The 16106-nt window shown below is 65.4% G+C and carries 14 protein-coding genes; 10 read left to right on the top strand and 4 right to left on the bottom strand.

The annotated features are described in order from the left end of the window. The first annotated feature begins 179 nt into the window (after positions 1-179). The 6 genes from uidB to AU252_RS07620 all read left to right on the top strand — a co-directional run bounded on the left by uidB (position 180) and on the right by AU252_RS07620 (position 8350). Positions 180-1595: a glucuronide transporter gene (gene uidB / locus AU252_RS07645; protein WP_058930200.1), complete on the top strand. Its 1416-nt coding sequence runs from the start codon at positions 180-182 to the stop codon at positions 1593-1595. A gap of 45 nt (positions 1596-1640) precedes the next feature. After that, positions 1641-2870 (top strand): D-mannonate dehydratase ManD, encoded by a 1230-nt coding sequence (gene manD / locus AU252_RS07640; protein ID WP_058930199.1) that lies wholly within the window; start codon positions 1641-1643, stop codon positions 2868-2870. Positions 2871-2926: 56 nt separating this feature from the next. After that, complete coding sequence (locus tag AU252_RS07635; RefSeq protein ID WP_058930198.1) at positions 2927-5215, top strand: gluconokinase, GntK/IdnK-type; 2289 nt, start codon at positions 2927-2929, stop codon at positions 5213-5215. Positions 5216-5366: 151 nt separating this feature from the next. Beyond that, positions 5367-6656 carry an FAD-dependent oxidoreductase gene (locus AU252_RS07630; RefSeq protein WP_058930197.1) on the top strand — a complete coding sequence of 430 codons (1290 nt, stop codon included), beginning with the start codon at positions 5367-5369 and terminating at the stop codon, positions 6654-6656. Between the two features lie 10 nt (positions 6657-6666). After that, positions 6667-7239 (top strand): orotate phosphoribosyltransferase, encoded by a 573-nt coding sequence (pyrE, locus tag AU252_RS07625; RefSeq protein WP_058930196.1) that lies wholly within the window; start codon positions 6667-6669, stop codon positions 7237-7239. Between the two features lie 70 nt (positions 7240-7309). Beyond that, positions 7310-8350: an alpha/beta fold hydrolase gene (locus AU252_RS07620; RefSeq protein WP_058930195.1), complete on the top strand. Its 1041-nt coding sequence runs from the start codon at positions 7310-7312 to the stop codon at positions 8348-8350. Here the strand turns inward: AU252_RS07620 and AU252_RS07615 are convergent. Then, positions 8347-9177: an HAD-IIA family hydrolase gene (locus AU252_RS07615; protein WP_181037246.1), complete on the bottom strand. Its 831-nt coding sequence runs from the start codon at positions 9175-9177 to the stop codon at positions 8347-8349. The two genes, AU252_RS07620 and AU252_RS07615, sit on opposite strands and share 4 nt — an antisense overlap. A gap of 61 nt (positions 9178-9238) precedes the next feature. On the opposite strand from AU252_RS07615, the gene AU252_RS07610 reads away from it, so the two are divergent. The 4 genes from AU252_RS07610 to AU252_RS07595 all read left to right on the top strand — a co-directional run bounded on the left by AU252_RS07610 (position 9239) and on the right by AU252_RS07595 (position 12975). Then, on the top strand, positions 9239-9922 hold the full coding sequence (locus AU252_RS07610; RefSeq protein ID WP_430929471.1) for a TrmH family RNA methyltransferase: 684 nt from the start codon (positions 9239-9241) through the stop codon (positions 9920-9922). Between the two features lie 140 nt (positions 9923-10062). Continuing rightward, positions 10063-11319, top strand: coding sequence for a lipase family protein (locus AU252_RS07605; protein ID WP_058930192.1), 1257 nt, complete (start codon positions 10063-10065; stop codon positions 11317-11319). A 211-nt stretch (positions 11320-11530) separates the two neighbouring features. Then, a complete protein-coding gene (fbaA, locus tag AU252_RS07600; RefSeq protein ID WP_058930191.1) occupies positions 11531-12550 on the top strand; it encodes a class II fructose-bisphosphate aldolase in 1020 nt (339 codons plus the stop codon). A 2-nt stretch (positions 12551-12552) separates the two neighbouring features. After that, complete coding sequence (locus AU252_RS07595; protein ID WP_058930190.1) at positions 12553-12975, top strand: DUF3151 domain-containing protein; 423 nt, start codon at positions 12553-12555, stop codon at positions 12973-12975. A gap of 125 nt (positions 12976-13100) precedes the next feature. On the opposite strand, the gene AU252_RS07590 is transcribed toward AU252_RS07595, so the two are convergent. From AU252_RS07590 to AU252_RS07580, 3 genes are read right to left on the bottom strand one after another with little or no spacing between them, the layout of a single operon-like run. After that, a complete protein-coding gene (locus tag AU252_RS07590; protein ID WP_058930189.1) occupies positions 13101-13925 on the bottom strand; it encodes an ABC transporter ATP-binding protein in 825 nt (274 codons plus the stop codon). Then, on the bottom strand, positions 13922-14971 hold the full coding sequence (gene fepG / locus AU252_RS07585) for an iron-enterobactin ABC transporter permease (protein ID WP_058930188.1): 1050 nt from the start codon (positions 14969-14971) through the stop codon (positions 13922-13924). Before fepG ends, AU252_RS07590 begins: the two co-directional genes overlap by 4 nt. Beyond that, positions 14968-16071, bottom strand: coding sequence for an iron chelate uptake ABC transporter family permease subunit (locus tag AU252_RS07580; protein WP_083510310.1), 1104 nt, complete (start codon positions 16069-16071; stop codon positions 14968-14970). The genes fepG and AU252_RS07580 overlap by 4 nt, the downstream gene beginning before the upstream one ends. Positions 16072-16106 lie beyond the last annotated feature (35 nt).

Below are 16106 nucleotides of genomic sequence, written 5' to 3'. Positions count from 1 at the left end.
GCAACCGCTTGCCATTATATTGCCAAGTGACTAGGATTACAGACAACGAGAAACACGCGGCGATACGCCCGCCGGATGCAGATTCTGACGACTCCAGCATCGCGAAAGATTCACCGCTTCATAGCATTTCAATAATTTTCGCTGGCCAACACGGCGGCAAGGGTAAAGGAGCCCAATTCATGAAAAAGCTAAACAAGCTCAGCATCATCGGCTATGGCGCCGGCGATGCAGCTAACAACCTCGCATTCACCACCGCCACCATGTTCCTGCTGGTGTACTACACGGACGTCGCCGGCATCTCCGCAGCGGCTGCCGGAACCCTGCTGCTCGTGGTCAGGCTCTTTGACGCTTTCGCCGACGTCTTCGCCGGCCGGCTCGTTGACCGGACCTACAGCAAGCGCTTCGGCAAGTTCCGGCCCTTCATCATGTTCGGCTCCATCCCGCTGCTCCTGCTGAGCGTGGCAACGTTCTCCGTCCCGCAGCTGGGTGAATCCGGCACACTGCTGTATGCCTATGTCACCTACGCAGCCCTTGGCCTTGCCTACAGCCTCGTGAACATTCCGTACGGCTCGCTGGCCGGCGCCATGACGCAGGACCCGGGGGAGCGCGCCAAGCTGGGCTCGGCCCGCATGGTCGGCGCCCTGCTGGTGGGCTCTTCGCTGGGCATCTTCGTTGCACCGCTGATCAAGCCAGGCGCCGACCTCCAGTCGACGTTCACCACCATCACCCTGATCTTCGTGGTCATCGGGGCGGCGCTGTACTTCTTCACGGCCTTGACCGCCAAAGAGCGCGTGCACCGCGCCGTCCCCAAGGTGACGTTCAAGCAGAGCGTGGACACACTCAAAGGCAACAAGCCCCTCCTGATGCTGTGCCTGAGCTCCTTCTTCTTCCTCTCCGGCTACCTCGCCCTGACCTCCGTGCAGCTGTACTACCTGCGCGACGTCCTGGGCCGCCTGGACCTGTACCCCGTACTGTCCATCATCCAGCTGGCGCTCACCTTCTTCCTGGCCGCCTTTATGCCCAAACTTGTCCGTAACGTCGGCAAGAAGAGCGTCTACATCTACTCTTCGCTGGTCACTGTCCTCGGCGGTGCGATCATCTTCTTCGCCCCGGCCGGCCAGGTCTGGATGGGCTTTACCGGCCTCGTGGTCAGCCTCGTGGGTGTCCTGGCCGTCAACATCGTGGTGTGGGCCCTGGAAGCCGACACGGTGGAGTACGGCGAATGGCGGACCGGTGTCCGCACCGAGGGCATCACGTACGCGCTGTTCTCCTTCACCCGCAAGTCCGGCCAGGCTGTGGGCGGTGCCCTGGCGGCATACGCCCTGGCACTGGGCGGCTACAAGTCCGGAGCGGCGCAGACCGCGGACGCCCTGTTCGGCATTCAGATTGCGGCGGGCGCGATCCCTGCCGTGCTGACTATCCTTGCCGTATTAGTAATGTCCAAGTACACGCTGACCGACGCCAAGCACGCGGAGATCCTCAAGGAGATCCAGGAACGCCGGACCAAAACTGTGGGCGCCGGCGAAGCCGCTGACGCCAGCACCACCGCTGATGCTGGCATCCCGGTTGGCGCCGGCAAAACTGCCGGCCACTAACTCCCAGCACCACAAACTGACCAGAAGTCCCCGAAAGGATCTGCCGTGAAAATCATTGCCGCTGAAGTCTTCGTGACAAGCCCGTCACGTAACTTCGTGACCCTGCGCATCACTACGGACGACGGGGTCACCGGCATCGGTGACGCCACGCTGAACGGCCGCGAACTGGCTGTTGCCGCCTACCTCAAAGAGCACGTGGCCCAGCTGCTGATCGGCAAGGATCCGCACAAGATCGAGGACACCTGGCAGTTCCTGTACCGCAGCTCGTACTGGCGCCGCGGGCCGGTCACCATGGCAGCCATCGCCGCCGTCGACATGGCCCTGTGGGACATCAAGGGCAAGATGGCGAACATGCCGGTCTACCAGCTCCTGGGCGGCGCTTCACGCAACGGCCTGCGCGCCTACGGCCACGCGTCCGGCGCTGACCTCGACTCGCTGTTCGACTCGGTCCGTGAGCACCTGGAACTGGGCTACAAGTCCATCCGCATCCAGACCGCTGTCCCCGGCATCAAGGCCGTCTACGGTGTGGCCGCGCAGGCCCAGGCCTCGGGCGAACGCTACGACTACGAACCCGCCGGCCGCGGCGCGTTCCCGCAGGAAGAGGACTGGGACACCCGCGCCTACCTGCGCCACCTGCCCACCGTCTTCGAAGCCGTGCGCAACGAGTTCGGCCCAGAAATTCCGCTGCTGCACGACGGCCACCACCGCATGACGCCCATCCAGGCCGCCAAGCTGGGCAAGGCCCTGGAACCGTACGATCTCTTCTGGCTCGAGGACTGCACGCCGGCGGAAAACCAGGAGGGCCTGCGCCTGGTCCGACAGCACACCACCACCCCGCTGGCCATCGGTGAAATCTTCAACACTGTGTGGGACTACCAGACCCTCATCAAGGAACAGCTGATCGACTACGTGCGCGCAGCCTCCACCCACTTCGGCGGCATCTCCCCGCTGAAGAAGGTCATGGACTTCGCCGCCCAGTACCAGATCAAGTCCGGCTTCCACGGCCCCACGGATATTTCCCCTGTGGGCTTCGCGGCGCAGTTGCACGTTGGCCTGGCCATCCACAACTACGGCATCCAGGAATACATGCAGCACTCGGACAAGACCAACGAGGTCTTCGAGCAGTCCATGACCTTCAAGGACGGCTACCTGCACCCGGGTGACAAGCCCGGCATCGGCGTCGAATTCAACGAGGAAGCCGCGGCAGCGTACCCGTACCAGCAGGCCTACCTGCCGTACAACCGCCTGGTAGACGGAACGGTGCACGACTGGTGACCGCCACGCCATCTCCCTCCCCAGCAGCAGGAGCCACCGGTCCCCGCGTCATCGTGATGGGTGTCTCCGGCTGCGGCAAGACCACCATCGGTGACCTGGTGGCCCGTGAGCTCGGCGTCCAGTTCCTCGACGGCGATTCCCTCCACCCGGTGGAGAACGTCGCCAAGATGGCAGCGGGCACTCCGCTGACCGACGAGGACCGCTGGCCGTGGCTTGCCACGGTGGGCTCTGAACTCGCAGCTGCCAAGGGTGGCCTGGTTCTGGCCTGCTCGGCTCTTCGCCGCAGTTACCGCGACGCCATCCGCGCCCAGGCGCCGGATACGGTGTTCCTTCACCTGCACGGCAGCAAGGAGGTTCTTCGGGCGCGTACTGAGGGCCGCTCCGGGCACTTTATGCCGCCCGCGCTGCTGGAATCCCAGCTGGCAACCCTCGAAGCGCTCGAAGCCGATGAGGCAGGCATCGTGGTGGACATCGCCGGTCCGGTGGACCAGGTGGTGGCCGACGCGCTGGCGGGTATCGCAGCTGCGGTGACTGCCGCCGTCGGCAGCTCCGCACCTGCGGACGGAACTGCCGCCGTCGGTGCCGCTGGCACCCCAGGGCGCCAGTTCGACGTCGACCTCCAGGCCTCGCCGTTCAACCTCGACGACGCAGCGATCATCTGGGTGAACACCACCCTGGAATCGATGACGCTTGAGGAAAAGATCGGGCAGCTGTTCATCAACCACAACAACGACTACTCCCCGGAGTACCTCGACGGTGTGCTGGAGAACTTCCATGTGGGCGGCATGCGGTACCGCCCGGGCCCGTCCGCTGCCGTTCAGGAACACATCCGGCATGCGCAGTCGAAGTCCAAGGTGCCGCTGCTGGTGGCGTCCAACCCGGAAATGGGTGGCGCCGGAAGCTGCGACGACGGCACGTTTGTGTCCACGCACCTGCAGGCAGGTTCGCACCCGGACAAGTCCATCGCACGCCGGATGGGGCGGGTTGCCGGCGTTGAAACCGCAGCTCTGGGCTGCAACTGGGCGTTCGCGCCGATTGTGGACATCCACTACAACTGGCGGAACACGGTCATTTCCACCCGGGCCTTCGGCAACACGCCGGAGATCGTGGTGGAGCGGGCCAAGGAGTACTTCGACGGCATCAGTGAATCTCCCACTGCCTGCGCCATGAAGCACTTCCCGGGCGACGGCATGGACGAGCGCGACCAGCACGTGGTCACGTCCTACAACACTCTCGGCTACGACGAGTGGAACAAGACGTATGGCCACGTGTACCGCGAAATGATCGGGCACGGCGTGCAGTCCATCATGGTCGGGCACATCGGTGCGCCGGAGCTTTCCCGGCACTTCCGCCCGGGCATGGCGGACAAGGACATCCTGCCCGCCACCCTGGCCCCGGAGCTGCTCCAGGACCTGCTGCGCGGCGAGCTCGGGTTCAACGGGCTCATCCTCACGGACGCCTCGCAGATGATCGGGCTCACCCAGGCCATGAAGCGCAAGGACCTGGTTCCTGCGACCATTGCCGCCGGGTGCGACATGTTTCTGTTCTTCCGCAACGCCGACGAAGACTTCCAGTACATGCTGGATGGCTACAAGTCCGGCGTCATCACAGAGCAGCGCCTGCATGACGCCCTGCGCCGCATCCTGGCCCTCAAGGCCTCGCTGGGGCTGCACCTGAAGGCGCGCAACGAACTGGTTCCGCCCGTGGAAGCACTCGCTGTGATCGGCAGCGAGGCGCACCGGGCCATCGCGGCGGAGATCGCGGACAAGACCGTCACCCTGGTCAAGGACACCGCGCACAACCTGCCCATCCGGCCGGAAACGCACAAGCGGATCCGCCTGTACGGCATCTCCGGCGGCTCGGACTTCACCCGGGCGGACCCGCTGGCGTACCTGGACACGGTCAAGGACGAACTGGAAAAAGCCGGCTTCGAGGTGCACCTGTTCAAAACCGCCGCTCAGCGCGAAGCTGCCGGGGAGAAGGGCATCAACTTCATGTCCATCATCTCCGAGGAAGCCACCGGCGACTACGCGGACAAGTACGACGCCGCGTTTGTCTTCGCGAACGTCAAGGGCTTTGCCCAGGAGGCGGCCATCCGGATCAAGTGGTCCACCCCGATGGCCGCGGAAATCCCGTGGTATGTCACCGAGGTGCCCACCGTGTTTGTGTCGCTGAACCAGCCCAACCACCTCATCGACGTGCCGATGGTCAAGACCGCCATCCACGCCCATGCGGGAACTGTGGAGGCCATCCGGGCCACGATCGAGAAGATCATGGGCAAGTCTGAGTTCCAGGGGACGTTCAACGAGAATGTCTTCTGCGATTCTTTCGACACGCGGCTCTAGGGTTATCGCTGCGGTTTTAGGCTGACGACTCGCAGCTGGAATGGCGCTACGCGGATATGCGTAGCGCCATTCCATTTCTGCGTCACAGGGCCATTTCCGCGTCCCAAACCAGGCGAGTGCGGCCACTTCACGTGCGGCGTACCGTTAGTGCATGGAGCGAACGGTGTGCGCCGTTGTTGGCGGCGGGCCGGCGGGCATGATGCTGGGGCTGCTGCTGGCCCGGGCAGGCGTGAAGGTCACGGTCCTTGAAAAGCATGGCGACTTCCTGCGGGATTTCCGCGGCGACACCGTGCATGCCTCCACCATCAGGCTGATCGATGAACTGGGACTGGGCGACAGCTTCCACCAGCTTCCGCAGAGCAGGCTGAACAACGTTGCCATCCCCATCCCGGGCGCCGGTTTGGTCACTTTCGGGGATTTCGCGTCCCTGAAGCCCCCGTACAACTACATTGCCATGATGCCGCAGTGGGACTTCCTGAACTTCCTGGCCACTGAGGCCGCGCGCGAACCCACCTTCACGCTCTTGATGCAACACGAAGCAACGTCGTTAATGTTCGACGGCGGACGCGTCGCCGGCGTCCGCTACCGCACGCTCGACGGCCGCGAAGGTGCACTCCGTGCGGACCTCGTGGTGGCCACTGATGGGCGCCATTCAGTGCTGCGGCGGGCCGCCGGGCTGAAGCCAAGGAACTACCCCGTCCCCTTCGACACATGGTGGTTCAGGCTTCCGCGCCATGCGTCGGAGAAGGGCGCCGTGGCGGGCATCGTCCCGGCATTCCGAGACCGGGAAGCCATGATCGCCCTGTTCCGTGACGACTATTACCAGATGGGGTATCTCGGCCCGAAGGGTGAAGACGCGCGGATCCGGGCCGAGGGCGTCGAACGCTTCAGGGAGCGCGTTTCCGGACTGCGTCCTGACCTGGCTGACCGAGTGGATTCGATCCGGTCCATGGAGGACCTGCACTGGCTGGATGTGCGGCTGGACCGGCTGCGGCGCTGGTACGTGGACGGGCTTTTGTGTATTGGAGACGCTGCCCATGCCATGTCCCCGGTGGGTGGCGTGGGCATCAACCTGGCTATCCAGGATGCCGTGGCGGCAGCGGGCCGGTTGGCGCCAGCACTGCTCCGGGGGGACGTATCGGTGCAGGATCTCGCTGGAGTGGAACGGAGGCGCAGGATGCCCACCGTTGTTGTCCAGACGGTGCAGCGCATGCTGCACCGCGCAGTGTTCGTCCCATTGTTCGCCGGAAGGAGAACGGAGCCCCCGCGGGCCCTGCTTTTTGTGGTCCGGCACGCCCCCATGGTCCGGCGGCTGATGCCGCGGCTCATTTCGTTCGGACCCCGGCCGGAACATGCGCCTTCCTTCGCCCGCCGCGTTCAGCCGCAGCCGGCAGCAAAGCCACCCGGCTGGGCGCGCCGTCACAAATCGGGGAACCACTAAACTGGACACCATGACTTCCCCTCTTGACGCTGCCGCCGCACGTGCCCGCCTGCTGGAACTGATCAAGGAACTTGCCGTGGTCCGCGGCAAGGTGATCCTCTCCAGCGGCGCCGAGGCCGACTACTACATCGACCTTCGCCGCATCACGCTGCACCACGAGGCCTCCAAGCTGGTGGGCCAGGTCATGCTGGCACTGACGGACGACGCCGGGATCGACTTTGAGTGCGCCGGTGGCCTGACCATGGGTGCTGACCCCGTGGGCACCGCTGTGATGCACTCCGCCGTGGACGCCGGCCGCACCGTGGACGCCTTTGTGGTCCGCAAAGCCCAGAAGTCCTACGGCATGGGCCGCCAGGTTGAAGGTCCGTCGGTTGAGGGCCGCAAGGTCCTGGTCCTGGAGGATACGTCCACCACCGGCGGCTCGGCGCTCACCGCTGTGGAGGGTGTCAAAAAGGCCGGCGGAAACGTGGTGGCCGTGGCCGTCATCGTGGACCGGGACACCGGTGCCAAGGAAAAGATCGAAGCCGAGACCGGTGTGCCCTACCTGTTCGCCTTCGGCAAGGACGAGCTGGGCCTCTCCTAGCGGGTTCACGCCAGGGGTTACCCGAGGCCGGGGTTGCAGCGGCGGCTTCAGCTGTGGCTACGGTAGAGGTGTGCCGTACAGGGGGGAAGCAGATCCGCAGGAACAGCCAGGAGCTCATCAAGCCCGGCTGCTGGCCAATGCCGCCGCACTCAAGCGGTTTTCGCGCCGCGGGTTCCTGGCCGGCACGGGCGCCTCGGCCCTGCTGGCAGCGGACATGCTGGTCACCCGCCGGGTCCAGGCGGAGCGGCAGGTCAACCGCATACTGCAGGTCGCGGACGACTTCGCCGACGCCTACTACCCGAACGCCAGCTGGTTCCTCTTCCCCGGCTACAAGACCAGCTGGGAAGAGGCGCTCTGGATCCTGAACGCGATGCGTGGTGCGCTGAACAAGCGCGGCCAGCTGGCCGCCGTCGGCTATTCCAACCTAGGGCTGGACATCGACGAGGTGGTAATCGCCGTCATCGAACATGTCCGGGCGAAAAAGCTGACCAAGCTTTTCTTCTACGGCCACAGTTTCGGCGGCATGGTGGCCACCCAGGTGGCCGCGCGGCTCAGGGAATTCCACGGCGTGGAGGTTGACTTTATCCTGCTGGACTCCAGCCCCTACAGCCGGAGCGACGTGCTGGACGAGAGCTGGTTCGACGGCGTGGTGTTCCTGTATGAGAGCGGCTTCCGGGTCCCGTCCGTGGTCCGTGGCAGCTACGAACTGGGGGAGCGCGTCATCCACAAGGACGAGCGGACCTGGCGGCAGATCCTGGACCAGACCATGGAGCAGCTGTCCCCGATCGCCCCGTCCAGTGTGCTCATCCAGTCCGAGTCGGCCTACATCTACCACTTCGACGGAAACCGGTTTGTGGACAAGCTCGGCGCCACGCGGATGGCGTACATCGGCAACCCGAAAGACCGCACGGTCCGGTACCAGACGGCCAAGGACGCGTGGTCGGCGGCGTTCCAACCCCACATGGTCTCCATGGACCTGCAAACGGACGGGGCCCTGCCGGCGCACGCGAGCCCTGGCTGGAATCCGCTCATCTACCGGCCCATCGTGGAGCGGCTCATGGACGACTTTTTTCCGCTGCCCCGCGGCGGCTCGAAGGTGACGGTCTTCTAGATCTGGTTCTTCAGGTCGGCCACGGAGTTCAGCACCTGGTTGGGCCGGAACGGATAGGCGGCAATGTCTTCGCGCTGCGTAATGCCGCTGAGGACCAGGACCGTGTGCAGGCCTGCCTCCATGCCGGCGATGATGTCGGTGTCCATCCGGTCCCCGATCATTGCCGTGGTCTCCGAGTGCGCATCGATCTGGTTCATGGCGGACCGGAACATCATGGGATTCGGCTTGCCCACAATGTACGGTTCCCGGCCTGTGGCCTTCGTGATGAGCGCGGCGATCGCGCCCGTCGCGGGCATCGGGCCGTCCTTGGACGGGCCGGTGGCGTCGGGGTTGGTGGCAATGAAGCGGGCCCCGGCCAGGATCAGGCGGATGGCCATGGTGATGGCCTCAAAGGAGTACGTACGGGTTTCGCCGAGCACTACATAGTCCGGGTCCTGGTCGGTGAGGATGAAGCCTGCCTCGTGCAGCGCCGTCGTCAGCCCTGCCTCGCCGATGGTGTAGGCGCGGTTCCCGGAGCCGGAACCCCGCACCTGGTCCTTCAGGAAGGTGGCGGTGGCCAGCGCGGACGTCCAGATGTTCTCCTCGGGGATCTCCAGCCCGGAGGCCCGGAGCCTGGCGGCCAGGTCGCGGGGCGTGAAGATCGAGTTGTTCGTCAGCACCAGGAACCGCTTGGACGTGTCCACCCAGCGCTGGATCAGTTCGGCGGCCCCTGGGACAGCATGGTTTTCGTGGACGAGTACGCCGTCCATGTCTGTCAGCCAGCATTCGATCTCCTGGCCGCTGCGGTAAACCGCCGGTGAACCCTGTACCTGGTCTGCTTCTGCCACGTTTACCTCCGCCGGTGATGAATGCTCCAGTGGTCCAGTCTAGTGTTGAGGGGTGAAACAAATGCCCGGAAACCCAGTCGAACCTCTTCCGATTCCAGCGGAGGAGCCAGCGCCCGAGGAGGCGCCGGAGCCAAAGGCGGAGGTCGGCGTCGGGCCCTGGGAGGGTTCGTGGCCGGAAGGTGACCACTGGGATCCGGAATTGCTCGCCGACGGCGACCGCCGCAACGTGGTGGACCAGTACCGCTACTGGAAGCATGACGCGATCGTGGCGGACCTCGATTCCAAGCGGCACAACTTCCACATCGCCATCGAAAACTGGCAGCACGACCTCAACATCGGCACCGTGGTGCGCACCGCCAACGCGTTCCTCGCCAAGGAAGTCCACATCATCGGACGACGCCGGTGGAACAGGCGCGGGGCGATGGTCACCGACCGTTACCAGCACGTCCGCCACCACTCCACCGTGGAGGACTTCGTGGTGTGGGCGCAGGGGGAGGGGCTCGCGATCATCGGGATCGACATCTTCCCCGACTCCGTGCCCCTGGAGACGTATGAGCTGCCCAAGGACTGCGTCCTGGTGTTCGGCCAGGAAGGGCCCGGGCTGACGCCGGAGGTCCACGAGGCGGCCCTGGCCACCCTGTCCATCGAGCAGTTCGGCTCCACGCGCTCCATCAACGCCGCCTCCGCCGCCGCGATCGCCATGCATGCCTGGATCCGCCGGCACGTTTTCAGCCAGCCCGTCTGACCCGCGCCGAGTTGTACTCCGGCTGAATCTGAGACGAAACTATCGGTAATCTTCGCGAATCCCTAGGCCCACAAGTTACCCGCCAGTAGCATGTGGCTGGATCACACTCACTGGCGAGCGTGGCACTGACTGGAGGTTCAATGAAGCATCCTTCTGTACGCGGCTGTTCGGCCATTGTGTTGGCCGCGGTTCTCACCTTCGGTAGTGGCGCGGTAGCCCAAGCCGCTTCTGCCCCAGCCACAACACCGGCTACGACGGCCAACCCGCTCGACTTCTACATCACCCCCGCCTCACTTCCGGCCAACAACGGCGACCTGGTCCGGACGGAGCCGTCTGTCTTCTATGTCGATCCCCTCAAGACCATCCGGGCCCAGGCCTCCGTGCAGCGCATCATGTACCGCTCCGTGAACAGTTCCGGAGTGCCTGTCGCCGTGACCGGCACAGTGATGGTGCCGTACGCGGCCTGGACCGGGTCCGGCCCGCGTCCGCTGGTCAGCTACGCCCCCGGAACCCAGGGGCAGGGGGACCAATGCGCACCGTCCCGGGCCATGGCTACCGGCGAGGAATACGAGGGGATCTTCATCGCCGGGCTGCTGGCGCGGGGCTACTCCGTAGCAGTGACCGACTATGAGGGTCTCGGCACGGCCGGCAGCCACACCTACATGGCGCGCGAATCGCAGGCGCACGCCGTCCTGGACGCCACCCGTGCCGCCCAGCGGTTGGGGAACCCGCAGATCGTCCCCGGCGGCCCGGTGGCGCTGGCCGGCTACTCGCAGGGCGGCGGCGCCTCGGCAGCCGCCGTCGAGCTTGCACCCCAATACGCTCCGGAGCTGAACCTCAAGGGCGCGTACGCGGGGGCGGTCCCCGCCGACCTTCCCGCCGTCGGACGAAACCTCGACGGCGGCCTGTACACCGGGTTCCTGCTCTACGCGGTAACGGGCATGGGCGCCGCCGGCGGACTGGACCTGAGCCCCCACCTCAACGCCGCAGGGCGGGCGAAGCTGGCGGCGACAGACAACGAATGCACGTTGCAGTCGATCGCCTCAAGCGGCTTCCTGAACACTGCGCAGCTCACGGTTTCGGGGCAGAAGCTGAGCTCGCTGCTGGAGCTCCCCGAGCTAAAAACCGTCATTGCCGCACAGAAGATCGGCAACGGCCGGGCGCCGCAGGTCCCCGTACTGCTCTCGCACAGCGTCCTCGATGACGTCATCCCCTACGACCAAGGCAGGCAGCTGGCCAAGCGCTGGTGCGGCGCCGGATCGTCGGTGTATTTCGATGTCACGGCCGGGGCCACCCACATTGGCGGCTACGCGGCCGCCATCCCGCAGGCGTTCATCTTCCTGGAGCGCCGCTTCTCAAACCGGTCCGCAGTGAGCAACTGCTGGTTGTACGGCTAAACCCCTGCACGAGATGGCACTTCGCGGCTGTCCCGGGCTCCGGTACTGCTGCGAAGTGCCATCTCGGTGCGGCATGTGAGCGTAAGTGTTACCGGCCTGCGTGACCCGAAACACTGCCCCTGCACAGAAATGGCTAGGATGGTGGCTAGCCGTAAGAGGTCTACTCTCCAGGGTCACAACCCACAGACGAAAACTCAGCATAGGAGTCACCATGCCCATTGCAACCCCAGAGATCTACTCCGAGATGATCGACCGTGCCAAGGCCGGAGGCTTTGCGTTCCCGGCGGTCAACGTGACGTCGTCGCAGACCCTGAACGCAGCCATCCGCGGTTTCGCTGAGGCTGAGTCCGATGGCATCATCCAGGTTTCCACCGGTGGCGCAGCGTACTGGTCCGGCGCATCGGTGAAGGACATGGTGGCCGGTTCGCTCGGCTTCGCCGCCTTCGCCCGTGAAGTGGCCAAGAACTACAACGTCAACATCGCCCTCCACACGGACCACTGCCCCAAGGACAAGCTGGACGGCTTTGTCCTGCCGCTGCTGGCAGCGTCCGAGGCCGAGGTCAAGGCCGGCCGCAACCCGATCTTCAACTCGCACATGTGGGACGGCTCGCACGAGGCCCTTGAAGACAACTTGCGCATCGCCCGCGAACTGCTGGAGCGTGCCGCCGCCGCCAAGATCATCCTCGAGGTCGAAATCGGCACTGTTGGTGGCGAGGAAGACGGCGTTGAGAACGAAATCAACGAGAAGCTCTACACCACCACCGAAGACGCCCTGGCCACCATTGAAGCCTTGGGTGCCGGCGAGAACGGCCGCTACCTGACCGCGCTGACGTTCGGCAACGTCCACGGTGTGTACAAGCCCGGCGGCGTGAAGCTGCGCCCGGAGCTGCTCAAGCAGATCCAGGCCGAGGTGGGCGCCAAGATCGGCAAGGAGAACCCGTTCGACCTCGTGTTCCACGGCGGTTCGGGCTCCAGTGACCAGGAAATCGCTGATGCCGTTTCCTACGGTGTGATCAAGATGAACGTCGACACCGACACCCAGTACGCCTTCACCCGCCCGGTGGCCGGCCACATGCTCGCCAACTACGACGGCGTCCTGAAGATCGACGGCGAAATGGGCAACAAGAAGACCTACGATCCCCGCGTCTGGGGCGCTTCAGCCGAGGCCGGCATGGCTGCCCGCATCGTCGAGGCCGCCCGCCAGCTCGGCTCCGTCGGCAAGACGTTCTAGCCATGTCGGACGAGTTCCGCAAGAACCTCATGGGCCCGGAGCCAACGCTCCTGCCTGCCGAGACGGACGTCTACGCGCAGCTGGACGCCGGCGCCGAAGCCCTGGACCTGGTGGAAAAGCACCCCACGTCGTCGCTGTTGTGGGCTGTCCTGGCGGAGGAGGCGTGGGCCGAGGGCCGCACCATCGATTCCTACGCCTACTCGCGCGTTGGGTACCACCGCGGGCTGGACTCGCTGCGCCGCAACGGCTGGCGTGGCGTGGGCCCCATCCCGTGGGAGCACGAACCCAACCGCGGCTTCCTGCGGGCGCTCTACTCGCTGGGCCGCGCGTCCACGGCCATCGGCGAAGCCGAGGAGCCGGAACGCATCGAGAAGTTCCTCAACGACTCGGACCCGGCAGCCAAGGCAGCCATCGAGGGTAAGTAGTTTTAAATGCAACGCGGGGTCACTTCCCGCCCAATAAACCATCGTTTTTGGGCAGGAAGTGACCCCGCGTTGGGGTTTAAGGAGCGAACGACGGCGGGCGTGGGCCCAGCCGGTGGTGTCGAAACCTACCCGGCCATTTCGGCATGCGCCGGCCGGCCCAGCGGGATGACCAGCGGGGTGAGCGAGACGGGGTCTTCGATGACGCGGCAGGGCAGCCCGAAGACTTCTTCCACCAGTTCCTCGGTAATGACGTCGGCCGGAGCGCCCTCGGCCACCACCCGCCCGTCCTTCATGGCCACGATATTGTCCGCGTAACGGCTGGCGTGGTTGAGGTCGTGGAGTACCGCCACCAAGGTATAGCCACGGGTGCGGTTCAGCTCGCGGAAGAGTTCCAGGAGTTCGATCTGGTGGGCGATGTCCAAGAACGTTGTGGGTTCATCCAGCAGGAGCAGCGGGGTTTCCTGGGCCAGCACCATGGCAACCCAGACGCGCTGCCGCTGCCCGCCGGACAACTCGTCCACCAGCGTGGCGGACAGTGCGGTCACGCCGGTCATGGCCATGGCTTCCGTTACGGCCGCCTCATCCTCCTTGCTCCACTGGCGCAGCAGCTTCTGGTGCGGAAAGCGGCCGCGGGCCACCAGTTCGGCTACGGTGATGCCGTCGGGGGAAATGGACGACTGCGGCAGCAGGCCCAACGTGCGGGCCAGTTCCTTGGCGGGGATGGCGGAGATGGAGCGGCCGTCGAGGACCACCTCGCCGGCGTGCGGCTTGATCAGGCGGGCCAGGGTTTTCAGCAGCGTCGACTTGCCGCATGCATTCGGTCCCACGATGACGGTGAAGCGGCCGTCGGGGATGGTGAGGGAAAGTTCCTGGCTGACGATTTTCCGGTCATACCCTGCACTGAGCCCGCGGGCCTGCAGTTGCGCGGGAGCCTTGGTGGAGATGCTCACGACTTCCTCGCTTCCCTGGCCAGCAGCCAGATGAGATAAATGCCACCGATGGAGACGGTGACGACGCCCACGGGCAGTTGAATGGGCGAAAACAGGCGTTGTGCCGCGAAGTCGCTGGCTGCCAGGAGCAGCGCCCCGACAAGGGCCGACGGCAGCAGGGCGATGCCGGCGCTGCCGGTCATCCGGCGGGCCAGCTGCGGGGCGGCCAGCGAAACGAAGGCAATGGGACCCGCGGCTGCGGTCACGGCGGCGGTAAGTCCGACGCCGAGCACCACCAAGGCGATCCGCACCGGTTCGGCGCGTACTCCCAGTGCCTTGGCAGCGTCGTCACCCAGTTCCAGTGTGCGCATGGAGGGCACCACGAAGACCGAGGCGAGGAGTGCGACGGCGATGACGGCTGCCGCGGGCCAGGCCTGCTCCCAGCTGATGCCGTTGAGGGAACCCGCGCCCCAGACGGCGGCACTCATGGCCACCTCAAGCTCAGCCTGCAGCACGATCCAGTGATTGACCGAGGCCAGCACGGCGCTGACACCGATGCCCACAATGATCAGCCGGAAACCCTGGATGCCTCGGCGGTAAGCAAGAAGGTAGACCGCCAGGGCAGTCAACAGCCCGCCGATCAGTGCGCCGCCGGCAATCTGAAGGGCACTGCCGCCCATGGTCAGGATCACGAGCAGCGCGCCTGTGTAGGCTCCGGTGTTGAATCCGATGATGTCCGGGCTGCCCAGTGGGTTGCGGGTCAGCGACTGGAAAATTCCGCCGCTCACGCCCAGGGCTGCGCCGAACAGCACCGCCATCAGGACACGCGGCAGCCGCCATTCCATAACGACGGTCTGGGCCATGCTTTCCGCTGTCCCGGTGAAGGCGCGCAGGACCTGCTCAACGCTGATCTCCAGTGCGCCGCTGGCGAGGGCCATGACAGATACCGCGATGGTGAGGAGCACGACCGGAATGCCCACGGCAACTGTCCTGCGGCTGACGCGGAGGCTGATTCCGCCGCCGGGGGTGCGGATCTGCCAGGCGGCTTTGCCGAAATCGACGCTCACAGTGCACTGGCCTTCCGGCGCCGGGCGAGGGCCACCAGCACCGGTGCGCCGATGAAGGATGTCACGATGCCCACCTGGAGCTCGCCGGGTACCACTACCCGGCCCAGGACATCAGAAACCAGCAGCAGCAGTGGTGAAAGGACCAGGGTGTACGCCATGATCCAGCGCTGGTCCGGCCCGATCAGCCAGCGGGCCACATGCGGAATCATCAGGCCGATGAAGCCGATGGGGCCGGCCGCGGCGGTGGCTGCGCCGCTGAGCAAGGTGATGGCGACGAGCCCCAGGATGCGGGTCCGGTTCGAGTTGGCACCCAGCGCGGTGGCCAGTTCGTCGCCCAGCGACACCGCGTTCAGGCCACGGGTGGTGATCACGGCTATCAGCAGGCCCGCCCCGATGAACGGCGCCGCCACCAGGACACTGTCCATGGACCGGCTGTCCAGCGAGCCGATGCTCCAGGACCGCAGCTGGTCGAAGGACCGTGGGTTAATGAGCGTCAGCCCGGAGGAAATACCTGTCAGCACCGCCCCCAGTGCCACGCCCGCGAGGGTGATCCGCACAGGGTTCACGATGTTCCGGCCGGCGCTGCCTATGAAGTACACAACCGCGGCTGCCAGCACGGCGCCCCCCAGCGCGAACCACATGTATCCGCTCATTGTAGAGACGCCAAAGACGCCTACGGCTATCACAATGGCAAAGGTCGCCCCGGCGTTAACGCCCAGCACGCCAGGGTCCGCGAGCGGGTTGCGTGTGATGGCCTGGATCAGTGCGCCGGCCGCTCCCAGGGCCATCCCGGCAATGATGCCCAGCAACGTCCGCGGCAGGCGGTTCTCCAGGATGATGGCGTGGTCCGCGGTATCTGCATAGGCAAAGAAGGCCTGCAGCACCGACTCCAGCGGAATGGACTTGGCGCCGATGGCGAGGCTGAGCAGCGCGGCGCCGGTGAGGGCACCAACTGCGGCCAGCAGCAGGACCAGCCGCCAGCTGCCCCGCCGGACCGCGCCCGGGCTGGGCGGCATCTCTGCCGGGACGCCCGCCGCGGTGACAGTGAAGTGAGTGCCGGCGTTCGGCCGAGATTCCCCGGGGATGGTGTCTTGTTGCATGGGTATAGGGCGCTCCGGCACGGGTTGGGGACCTT

It is taken from the genome of Pseudarthrobacter sulfonivorans, assembly GCF_001484605.1.
Lineage (GTDB): Bacteria > Actinomycetota > Actinomycetes > Actinomycetales > Micrococcaceae > Arthrobacter > Arthrobacter sulfonivorans_A.
This window is presented reverse-complemented; position numbering and strand designations above follow the sequence as displayed.

Excerpts from the sequence above, each read along its gene's own strand:
- uidB (WP_058930200.1), top strand. The coding sequence starts at position 180 with ATGAAAAAGCTAAACAAGCTCAGCATCATCGGCTATGGCGCCGGCGAT.
- AU252_RS07635 (WP_058930198.1), top strand. The coding sequence starts at position 2,927 with ATGGGTGTCTCCGGCTGCGGCAAGACCACCATCGGTGACCTGGTGGCC.
- AU252_RS07630 (WP_058930197.1), top strand. The coding sequence starts at position 5,367 with ATGGAGCGAACGGTGTGCGCCGTTGTTGGCGGCGGGCCGGCGGGCATG.
- pyrE (WP_058930196.1), top strand. The coding sequence starts at position 6,667 with ATGACTTCCCCTCTTGACGCTGCCGCCGCACGTGCCCGCCTGCTGGAA.
- AU252_RS07610 (WP_430929471.1), top strand. The coding sequence starts at position 9,239 with ATGCCCGGAAACCCAGTCGAACCTCTTCCGATTCCAGCGGAGGAGCCA.
- AU252_RS07605 (WP_058930192.1), top strand. The coding sequence starts at position 10,063 with ATGAAGCATCCTTCTGTACGCGGCTGTTCGGCCATTGTGTTGGCCGCG.
- fbaA (WP_058930191.1), top strand. The coding sequence starts at position 11,531 with ATGCCCATTGCAACCCCAGAGATCTACTCCGAGATGATCGACCGTGCC.
- AU252_RS07595 (WP_058930190.1), top strand. The coding sequence starts at position 12,553 with ATGTCGGACGAGTTCCGCAAGAACCTCATGGGCCCGGAGCCAACGCTC.
- AU252_RS07580 (WP_083510310.1), bottom strand. The coding sequence starts at position 16,071 with ATGCAACAAGACACCATCCCCGGGGAATCTCGGCCGAACGCCGGCACT.